This window comes from Pedobacter sp. KACC 23697, assembly GCF_045348445.1.
Lineage (GTDB): Bacteria > Bacteroidota > Bacteroidia > Sphingobacteriales > Sphingobacteriaceae > Pedobacter.
Genome location: NZ_CP157485.1, coordinates 3,815,096 through 3,826,100, shown reverse-complemented (window position 1 = coordinate 3,826,100; position 11,005 = coordinate 3,815,096). Strand labels below are relative to the sequence as shown.

At 39.4% G+C, this 11,005-nt stretch carries 7 protein-coding genes; 5 read left to right on the top strand and 2 right to left on the bottom strand.

Annotated features, from left to right (window positions below):
* Position 1: 1 nt before the first annotated feature.
* Entirely contained in the window at positions 2-1,099 is a 1,098-nt protein-coding gene (locus tag ABEG20_RS15350) for an efflux RND transporter periplasmic adaptor subunit (RefSeq protein ID WP_406824165.1), read from the bottom strand.
* Positions 1,100-1,390: 291 nt separating this feature from the next.
* Between ABEG20_RS15350 and ABEG20_RS15345 the strand changes: the two genes are divergently transcribed.
* Positions 1,391-3,220 carry a M61 family metallopeptidase gene (locus ABEG20_RS15345; RefSeq protein WP_406824164.1) on the top strand — a complete coding sequence of 610 codons (1,830 nt, stop codon included), beginning with the start codon at positions 1,391-1,393 and terminating at the stop codon, positions 3,218-3,220.
* A gap of 101 nt (positions 3,221-3,321) precedes the next feature.
* Here ABEG20_RS15345 and ABEG20_RS15340 read toward each other — a convergent pair whose 3' ends face one another.
* A complete protein-coding gene (locus ABEG20_RS15340) occupies positions 3,322-3,795 on the bottom strand; it encodes a hypothetical protein (RefSeq protein WP_406824163.1) in 474 nt (157 codons plus the stop codon).
* Between the two features lie 265 nt (positions 3,796-4,060).
* Between ABEG20_RS15340 and ABEG20_RS15335 the strand changes: the two genes are divergently transcribed.
* The 4 genes from ABEG20_RS15335 to ABEG20_RS15320 all read left to right on the top strand — a co-directional run bounded on the left by ABEG20_RS15335 (position 4,061) and on the right by ABEG20_RS15320 (position 10,909).
* Positions 4,061-5,836: an AMP-dependent synthetase/ligase gene (locus ABEG20_RS15335; RefSeq protein ID WP_406824162.1), complete on the top strand. Its 1,776-nt coding sequence runs from the start codon at positions 4,061-4,063 to the stop codon at positions 5,834-5,836.
* Positions 5,808-7,529 carry a gamma-glutamyltransferase gene (gene ggt / locus ABEG20_RS15330; RefSeq protein WP_406824161.1) on the top strand — a complete coding sequence of 574 codons (1,722 nt, stop codon included), beginning with the start codon at positions 5,808-5,810 and terminating at the stop codon, positions 7,527-7,529. The genes ABEG20_RS15335 and ggt overlap by 29 nt, the downstream gene beginning before the upstream one ends.
* Positions 7,530-7,715: 186 nt before the next feature.
* A complete protein-coding gene (locus ABEG20_RS15325; RefSeq protein ID WP_406824160.1) occupies positions 7,716-9,425 on the top strand; it encodes a DUF885 family protein in 1,710 nt (569 codons plus the stop codon).
* Between the two features lie 161 nt (positions 9,426-9,586).
* Entirely contained in the window at positions 9,587-10,909 is a 1,323-nt protein-coding gene (locus ABEG20_RS15320) for a DUF6089 family protein (RefSeq protein ID WP_406824159.1), read from the top strand.
* Positions 10,910-11,005 lie beyond the last annotated feature (96 nt).

Sequence of the window (11,005 nt, the reverse complement as noted above, 5' to 3'; positions counted from 1 at the left end):
ATTATTCTTTAACCAAATGAACTTTAACCGGCGCATCTTTCTTTAAAGCCATTGATCCGGTAGTTAATACCGTGTCGCCAGCTTTCAATCCTGATGTAATCACAATGTTTTCATCGGTACGTGTACCCGCTTCTACTTTAACTTCCTGTGCCTTGCCATCTTTTTGAATGTACACAATTTTACCTTTTAAAACCGGGATAACAGCTTCATTAGGGATTAGGATAGCATTTTGGAGGGTATTTAAAGCCAGTTTAATTTTGGCAAAAGAACCCGGTAATAAAGCGTTGTCTGCATTTGGAGCTAAAGCCCTAATTTGTAAAGTCCTGGTAGCGGCATTAATCCCGGGCTCTATCGCATAAACTTTGCCTTTGTTCTGTTTTGAAGAGCCATCGGTAGTAAACATGATTTCTGAGTTCACTTTAATCTGTCCTGCATATTTCTCCGGAACAGAGAAAGTAACTTTAACCGGATTGGTGCTCACCAGATTGGCAATCACCGTGGTGGGGGTTAAATAAGTACCTGTAGAGATGTTACGTAAGCCTACATGCCCTGTAAAAGGAGCACGGATAGTGGTTTTGGCCAACTGCGCCCTAACTAATTGCGCCTGTGCCTGCAACGATTTTAAATCTGCCAGGGCCGTATCGTATTCCTCCTGGCTGATTGCTCCTTTGGCCAGCAATTGTTTTGCCCGGTTCTCATTTGTGCCCGAAAGTTTTTGTTTGGTCAGTGCATCCTGTAATTGCGCCTGTATATCTCTATCATTTACTTTAACCAGTACACTTCCTTTTGAAACTGTTGCGCCTTCCTGAAAATAAATTCCGGTAACCAATCCCGATACTTCACTTTTTAGCACAACCGATTCGTTTGCCTCAATGGCGCCGGTGATCTCCAGGTCATTATCGAACGATACTGGCTTTACGACAATTCCATCTACTACCAATGGCGCAGAAGCACCTCCCTTACCCCCGTCTTTACCTTTGCCAGATCCTGCAGATGCCCCGCCTTTTCCTTCGAGTTTCTTGTTAGCGTTAATTCTGTAATAGACTAAATAAGCCAGGCCTATGGCTAAAACAGCATAGATAATATACCTTTTCTTCATGTTTATATTGTGTCGTGCGTATTCCAAACATTAAAATAAGATTAATGTTCCGGAATTAGAGCATAAAAATATTCAAATAGTTTAGTCCTAATTTTGTTGTATTAAGGATGTTACAGCGTTTTTTCCAGTCAAAAGTCCAAAGTCTCAAGTCCTGAGTCCGAATCGACTAAAGACTCAAGACTTTGGACTCAAGACTATCCAGGCTAAGTATTGATTATTTTACACCACATTTAGCTATTTTATATTAAAACCCCATCAATAAATATAAATTTGCAGCAAAACACAGTGAATATGTTTAATAAAAAATCAATTTTAAGTTTAGTTTTACTACTAACGTGTATTATGGTAGCGAAGGCACAGGTAAAAATAGGTTTTGAGGTTTCTTTTAAAGAACCGCAAGCGCATTATGCGGAGGTGCAGATGAATATTTCTGGACTGACAAAAGATTATATCGATGTAAAAATGCCAGTTTGGACACCAGGTTCTTATTTGGTTCGCGAATTTGAAAAAAGTGTAGAAGAATTTAAGGCTACAGCAGCGGGTAAGGCCGTAAAAGTTGAAAAAGTAAGAAAAAATACCTGGAGAATTTTTTCAGCCAAAGCGGCTAATATCCAGATTAATTACCGTGTTTATGCCTTTGAAATTTCAGTGCGTACACCATTTATCGACGAATCTCATGCTTTTTTATCACCAACAGGTATTTTTATGCACCCTGACGGCATGATCAAATCGCCAAGTACGGTAAAAATTATTCCTTTTAATACCTGGAGTAAGGTTTCTACCGGGTTAACCCCTGTTGCCGGCGAGCAGTTTACTTATAAGGCCAGCGATTTTGATATTCTTTACGATAGCCCTATTGAAGTGGGTAATCAGGATGTTTTTGAATTTACTGCCGCGGGTGTTCGGCATGAAGTAGCCATGTACGGTGGAGGCAATTACGATAAGGAAAAGCTAAAAGTAGATATGGCCAAAATTGTAGAAAAGGAAACTGCAGTTTATGGAGAAAACCCTAATAAATATTACCTGTTCATTGTTCATAATTTCTTAAAAGGGGGCGGTGGTTTAGAACACTTAAACTCTACCACTTTAGGTGCTACAAGAAATGCTTACAATACAGCCGAAGGTTATAAAGGCTTTTTAAGTTTGGTTGCGCATGAGTATCATCATTTGTGGAATGTAAAACGTTTGCGCCCTGTTGCTTTAGGCCCATTTGATTACGATAACGAAAATTACACCACCAACCTTTGGGTAGCTGAAGGTTTTACCTCTTATTACGAGAACAAATACCTGCATCGTGCCGGGTTTACTGACGTGAACGAATTTTTGAAAGATTTAATAGTTGGTGTAGGCACAGTTTTAAATACCCCGGGTGCCAAATACCAATCGGCAGCTTCATCTAGTTACGACGCATGGATCATTGGTTACCGCCCGAATGAGAACTCAAAGAACAATTCAATTTCTTACTATAATAAAGGCGAAGTGATTGGTATTTTAATGGATCTCGAAATTATCAACGCCACCAAAGGTGCCAAAAGCCTCGATGATGTCATGAAAGCCATGTACCTGCAATGCAAAACTTTAAAGCGCGGTTATACCGATGCCGAGTTTAAAGCGATGGTAGAGAAAATATCCGGAATCAGTTTTACCAATTTCTGGACAAAATATGTAAACGGGGTAGATGATGTAGAATATACAAAATACTTCGGTTATGCCGGCGTAAATGTTTCTTCCGAAAATGCAACTCCTGGTAAACCGGTTACAGGTGCTTCGGGACAATTAACAAATGAAGGTTTGATGATTACCTCTACAACAAGAAATTCTGCAGCCTGGGTGAGTGGGCTAAATGTGAATGACCTCGTACTTAGTTTAGATGATACCTCATTAAGCGATGCACTATCAACAGTAAGGTTAAAAAGCCCAATGATCTCTTTGGATGTTATCCCATTGGTGGGTAAAAAGAACATTGGCGATGTGTTGAAACTTAAAGTAAGACGTGATGGATTAGAAAAAGAAATCTCTTTAACACTTAAAGAGAATCCAAATGTACGCTTAAACGCAACTGTTAATGAAAATGCAACACCGGCTCAAAAAGCAGTACTGAAAAAATGGACTGGGGTTTAGTCCTTAGTCTTAAGTTCTCAGTCTTGAGTCTATAGTTCAGATACAAAAAATCCCGTAAGATAATTTCTTACGGGATTTTTATGTTTTAATTTAGGCTTTGTTTAGAAGGTAAATCTAACACCTAAACCAATATCTCCACCATAGAAATCTGTATCTGGGGTAATTCTTAAAGTTGGAATCCAATCTAAAGATAAATTGATTGGAGCACCTTTAAATTTGTAATCTAAACCAAGAACACCATTTGCACCCAGGTAAACATCACCATCAAATCCTTTAACTTTTACAGAACCTATACTGGCACCACCTCCATAATACCAGTTTAATCCAGGTGCACCGCCAATTGGGTTATAAACCTCATAAAGACCAGTTAATTGAACATAATTTACACCTCTAGAACTTCTAAAGTTTCCGATTAACTCTAACATGGCATTTTTGTTTAGGCCTGTTTTAAATGAAACACCATTATAGCTACCAAAACGGCCACCAAGTGCATTTTTGTAACTTTGTGCTTTTACAGATGTTGTTGCAAGAGCGAACATTGCGGTACAACATAGAATGGTAAATAATTTTTTCATAATTTAATATTTATAATGTTTTTCTAATTATTATCTGTGCCTAACAACTTTAATGCCGTTTCTGTTTTAGGGGTAAAAATTTTCATAAGATAAAAAACAATGCTTGCATAGTAATTTTGTAATTGCTAAGTTTATTAAAATATTTTTAAGGGAAATAAATACAGTGTTTTACCAACTATGGGGTAGTATTTTCATTAAAAGAGCATAATAGGTAGCAATCTTTATGTTTGATTTTTTTAACTTAACCAAATAATATACAATTCATATGGCGGCAGAAATTAAACGGGTTTTTGATCTTTTGAAGTACAGCCTCGAAAATCCTAAGCAGGAATTCATCAGCGGAAAAATTAACGGAAAATGGATAAATTATAGTACAATAGATTTTTGTAATGCTGTAGATAACCTAAGCCGTGGATTGATTAAGCAAGGTATTGGCAAAGGTGGCAGGGTTGCCGTGATGTCGCATAACCGGCCTGAATGGAATATTGCCGATTTTGCTGCCAACCAGATCGGCGCTTATCAGATTCCGCTATACCCAACTTTAGCCGAGCACGATATACAATTCATCTTAAAAGATGCAGAAATCGCCATCATTTTTGTGGCTGATGAAGAGTTATATAAAAAAATTAAGCCTTGTGCCGATGCCGTAAACCCGAATATTAAGATTTATAGCTTTAACGAAATTACAGTAACCGAAAACTGGAATACTTTAATTGAACTGGGTAAAGCAAGCACCGATATTAATCTGGAAGAATACCGTGCAAAAGTAGAACCTGAAGATGTTTTGACCTTGATTTATACCTCAGGTACAACAGGTACGCCTAAAGGCGTAATGTTAACACATAATAACCTGGTTGCAAATTTTGTAAATTCAGCTGTAGTTATACCTGAAGGTGTTAAAAAAGGTTTAAGTTTTCTGCCTTTATCACATATTTTCGAGCGGATGATCATTTATCTATACCTGTTTAATTATACGGGAATTTATTATGCAGAAAGTATGGAAACGATTGTAGCCGATATTCAACATGTAAAACCTAATGTATTTTCTACCGTTCCAAGGCTGCTTGAAAAAGTGTACGATAAGATCATGGAGAAAGGGAAAGCACTAACCGGGATTAAAAAAGGAATTTTCTTCTGGTCGGTAGCTTTAGCCGAGAAATATACCATTGATGCAGGTGCCTGGTACAACTTCAAACTGGGTATTGCCCGTAAGCTGGTTTTCAAGAAATGGCAGGAAGCTTTAGGTGGTGAAATTGTGGTGATCGTTTCTGGCGGAGCAGCGTTAAATCCGCGATTGGCCAGAATATTCTGGGCGGCTGGTATGCCTGTTTTTGAAGGGTATGGATTAACAGAAACCTCACCTGTAATTACGGTTAATCATTTCGGCGGAACCATGTTCGGTACCGTTGGTGAGGTAATTAAGGGTGTGGAAGTTAAAATTGCCCCTGATGGTGAAGTACTTACGCGCGGACACCAGGTAATGAAAGGTTATTACAACCGGCCTGACCTAACCCAGGAAGCAGTAGATCAGGAAGGATGGTTTCACACCGGAGATATTGGTGAACTGGTTGATGGCCGCTTTTTAAAAATCACTGACCGTAAAAAAGAAATGTTTAAAACCGCAGGCGGAAAATATGTTGCCCCTCAAATGCTGGAGAATAAATATAAAGAATCGATTTTTATCGAACAGATTATGGTTTTGGGCGAGAATAGAAAATTCCCTTCTGCGCTGATTGTGCCCAATTTTGAAACCTTAAAAACCTGGGCTGGCAGAAAAGGTATTACTTTTAACTCCAATGAGGAGATGATTAAAAATGAGCAGGTACTCACTAAATATAATGAGGTGATCGAAGCCGCAAATGTGGGTTTTGGAAAATGGGAACAGGTAAAAAGATTTGCACTTTTGCCTAAAGAGTGGAGCATAGATGGCGGTGAACTTACCCCGAAATTAAGTTTGAAAAGAAAAGTGATTACCGAAAAAAACAATGACATAATTGAAAAAATCTATAGGGATGCAGAAAACTATAAAGCCCCTCAATAATTTTAAAAAAGCGTTAGCCTACCTGATTGTTGCGCTTGCATTGTCTGGTTGTGTAACCGGGCAGTTGGGCAAAAACAACAGTGGTGAGTATAAAAACGGCATGGTGGTTTCGGCCCATCCGGAAGCATCACAGGTAGGTATTAATATTTTAAAAAAAGGTGGGAATGCGGTTGATGCCGCTGTGGCGGTTCAGTTTGCGTTGGCAGTGGTTTATCCCAATGCAGGCAATATTGGTGGGGGCGGTTTTATGGTTTACCGAGGTGCAAATGGCAAAATAAATGCATTAGATTTCAGAGAAAAGGCAGCTGCGGAGGCCGGTAGAGATATGTATCTTGATGCTGCCGGCAATCCGGTTGTGGATAAAAGCCTTTACGGACACCTGGCTGTGGGGGTACCCGGATCAGTAGATGGCATGGTAGAAGCGCATCAAAAATACGGAAAGCTTTCCTGGGCACAGGTATTGCAGCCCGCAATAAACCTGGCACAACTTGGTTTCAAAATTACTAAAAGGCAAGCGGGTGAATTGAATGCTTTGCATAGAAAATTTATGGAGTTTAATCCAAACGGGACGGCTTTCGTAAATTTAGAAAGTACCTGGCAGGAAAATGATGTACTGGTACAACAGGAGTTGGCCAATACCTTAAAACTGATCCAGGAAAAAGGCAGGTCGGGTTTTTACGAAGGTGCTGTGGCCGATTCGCTTGTAGCCGAAATGAAGCGCGGAAAAGGGCTTATTACAAAAGAAGATTTAAAAAATTATCACGCCATTTGGCGCAAACCTATAACCGGGAATTACAGGGGCTACAAAATTATTACCATGCCACCTCCTTCAAGTGGAGGTATTGCCCTAATCCAACTGCTTCAGTCAATAGAACCTTATCCGCTTAAAAAATGGGGACATAATGCCGATTCAACCGTGCAGGTGATGGTAGAAGCAGAAAGAAGAGTTTATGCTGATCGTGCAACGCATCTAGGCGATCCCGATTTTTATGCCGTCCCACAGCAACAATTATTAAGAGCCAGCTATAACAAAAGCCGAATGGCAAACTTCAGCTGGGCGGCAGCAACGCCAAGCACTGCTATTTCGGCTGGTGAAATAAAAGGAGCGGAACATGAAGAAACTACACATTTCTCTATTGTAGACCGCGATGGAAATGCCGTTTCCATTACTACTACCTTAAATGGTTCCTATGGATCATTAGTGGCTGTAAAAGGAGCCGGTTTTTTACTGAACAACGAAATGGACGATTTTTCGGTTAAGCCAGGTGCGCCCAATATGTATGGTTTGGTTGGTGGAGAAGCCAATGCCATAGCACCGAATAAAAGAATGTTAAGCTCTATGACACCAAGCATTGTAGAGAAAGAGGGAAAATTGTTTATGGTAGTAGGTACACCTGGCGGATCAACCATCATTACTTCTGTATTCCAAACCATCATTAATGTAATCGATTTCGATATGTCTATGCAGTCGGCGGTTACGGCTAAAAAGTTTCATCATCAATGGTTGCCAGATGAGGTATATGTAGAAAAAGATGCCATCGATAGTCTATCAACAGAAAAGTTAAAGGCAAAAGGTTATAAAATTTTACAAAGAGGCCCAATCGGCAGAGTTGATGCTATTTTAAGAACCAAATGGGGCAATTATCAGGGCGGTGCCGACCCCAGGGGGGATGATAAGGCCATTGGTTGGTAGCCACTTCTCCACCTATCTCTATCTCAATGCTAGTCATTCGCAGAGCGAATAGTCAGTATCAACGGTTTTGATCAATTTCTACAGAAAAGATCTATCTAACATCTTTAATAAGTTACATAAGTACCTTGCAGTAAAGCTTATCGGTTAGCTATATTGCGTTAACTAACTTAAAATGCCCCCACCGCTATGCGCAAACTATTTTATCTGTTTTTGTTTCTAACCGTTACATTACAATTACGGGCTCAAACTAATGAGGCCAGCCTGGTAAGTCCGCTGATTAATCAATACCAATCAGATGAGACGATGTTTAACCGTAAATATGCATTGAAGCGATCTGAAGAATACTTTAAACGTATGGAACGCTTTTATGCTGATTGGCAAAACCAATTGAAAGCATTGCCTTTTAATAAGCTAACGGTAAACGAAAGGGTAGATTATATTTTGCTAAAACGCGATATCCGTGCTGATTCGGCCAGCTTGCAGCAAAACTATACTGATTATAAAAGCAACATTTTTACGTTACCGTTTGCTAAAACAATATTGGATTTTGAGGCAAAACGACGAATCGGTGCGCAACAGGACGGTAAAGTTACCCAACAACTGTTCGAACAGCTGAAAGAAGCTATCCGGAAAACCACTAAAGCCATAGAAAACAAAGATTTGACAGTTACAGCGGTACAGGCTTCCTGGGCACAGCAAACTGTTAATCAATACCAGGCTGTATTTACCGAAGCCTATAAATTTTATGATGGTTATGATCCGCAATTTACCAAAGCCACAAAAGCAGTTTATCCTGATGTGGTAGAGGCATTGAAGGATTATGCAGCTGTAATGGAAAAAATAGCTAAACCATCAAATATTAAGGATGATGGAAGTGGCATTATTGGTCATCCGATAGGTAGAAAAGCTTTATTAAGCAGTTTGAATGATGAGATGATTGCTTACACACCTGAACAGATTGAAGCGATTGCCATCAGGGAATTTGCCTGGTGTGATGCAGAAATGCTTAAAGCCTCGCAACAAATGGGCTTTGGTAACGATTGGAAAAAAGCACTCGAAAAGGTAAAAGCCGACTACCCTGAATTAGGGAAACAGCCTGAGCTGGTTTATGAACTGGCCAACGAAGCCATAAATTTTGTAGAAAAAAATAAACTTATCGCCATTCCTGCACTGGCCAAAGAAGGCTGGCGCATGCGCATGTTAAGCCCGCAGGAACAATTGTTTGCACCGTTTTTCCTGGGTGGCGAATCGGTGTTAATCGCTTATCCTACAGCAGATATGAGCGAAGATGCCAAAATGATGACCCTGCGTGGCAACAACAGGCATTTTTCCAGAGCTGTAGTTTTTTATGAGCTTATTCCGGGGCATAACCTTCAATATTTTATGCAAAGCCGGTATAAGCCATATCGCAAGGTATTTGGTACACCTTTCTGGACGGAAGGCTGGTCGCTGTATTGGGAGATGTTACTGTGGGACCAGAATTTTGCAAAATCTCCGGAAGATAAAATTGGAATGCTTTTTTGGCGAATGCACCGCTGTGCACGTATCATTTTCTCGATGAATTACCATTTAGGTAAATGGACACCTCAGCAGTGTATCAACTTTTTGGTAGATCGTGTAGGGTTTGAACGTGCCAATGCAGAAGCAGAGGTACGTAGATCATTTACCGGGGGGTACGGACCATTGTACCAAATTGGATACATGTTAGGTGGATTGCAGTTTAGGGCGTTACAGAAAGAGCTGGTTCAAAGTGGTAAAATGACCAATATTGATTTTCATAACCGCATCCTACACGAAAATAATATGCCTGTAGAAATGGTAAGGGTCTTATTAACCCGTCAGCAATTGCCTGAAAATTTTACTACCCGCTGGAAATTTGCCGGTGAGATTAAATAGCGGCATATAATGTAATGTCCTGATCGTAATTCAATAATAATCCTCAAGTAGAAATATTTGAATGTGCTGTTGAAAAGTTGATAAGTATTTTTACGGTCGTGTATTTTTGGTATGGCTATTGTAAAGGTTGTGAAACGCTATTCAACGTTAAACAGAAAATTATGAAACTACAATTATCTAAAGCCCTACCAGTTGCACTAGCTGGTTTATTAATCGGGTCAGTTGCATCAGCTCAGGAAAGTCCGGCAGCCTCAACTACAACATTAAGAACATGGTCTATTGGTGTAAACGCTGGTGTACTTACTCCACTTTCTCCATTGGGCGGAAAAAATGATTTCAGTAATAACAAATCAAGTTTAGGTTATGGCCTTTACATTAAAAAACAATTTACACCTTATTTCTCTCTTCGTTTAGACGGGGTTCGTGGTAAATTAAAAGGCGATAATACCGAACCTTATGAAAGCGGTTTGGTAAATAACTCGCCTGTAAAAGCTTTTGATACTGACTTATCTTATTCAGGAAGTTTAAATGCTGTCGTAAACATGTTCAATATCGATATGTTTAAAAAAGAAAATGCTTTGCAGCTTTATGCTTCTGCTGGTGCGGGTATTGCGGCTTACAAACCTACTATAACTACTGCAGCAGGAACTTCAACATTTGGTGGTGGTGATAATATCCACGAACTGATCATTCCTGTAGGTTTAGGTGCAAAATTTAAAATTTCTGATGCCGTAAACTTTGATTTAGGTTGGACTATCAACTTTGTTGATGGTGATAATTTAGATGGTTATTACAGAAATGGAAATGATAAATATAACTATGCTTATGCAGGTTTAGAATTTGCTTTAGGTAGTGGAAAACAATTGGCTTTCCACAATCCGGTAGCTTTAACTTATGATGAAGCTTTAAAAGCAAAACAAACTGCAGAAGGTTTAAGATCTGAATTGAATGCACAAAAAGCTGATAATGCAAAACTACGTTCAGAACTGAATGATGTATTGAAAGATACAGATGGTGATGGTGTTGCAGATAAACTGGATAAATGTCCGGATACACCAGCAGGTACTGTTGTTGATGGTGCTGGTTGCCCTTTAAAAACACCGGAAAAAGTGGTGGAAAAAGTAATCGTAACGGAAGAAGATCGTAAAGTAGTTAACGAAGCGATTAAAAATCTAGAGTTCGATTTAGGTAAAGCGACCATTCGTTCTAAATCTTATGCTTCATTAAACAGGGTTGCTGCGTTATTGATCCAGAAAAACTTTAGCTTAAAATTAGCTGGTCACACAGATAACACAGGTTCAAAAGAATTAAACTTACGTTTATCAAAAGAAAGAGCAGAATCTGTTAAAGCTTATTTGGTTTCTCAAGGTGCCAATGCATCACGTATCGAAGCTACAGGTTACGGTATGGGTCAACCAATTGCTTCTAATAAAACAGCAGCCGGTCGTCAACAAAACCGTCGTGTAGAGTTTACACTTTACTAGTCTGTTTTTAAATAGATTTAAAAAGTCCCGATGAAAATCGGGACTTTTTTGGTTTGGAGGTTTTGTGTATGGTCGCTAGCCGGTTAATGTTTATAC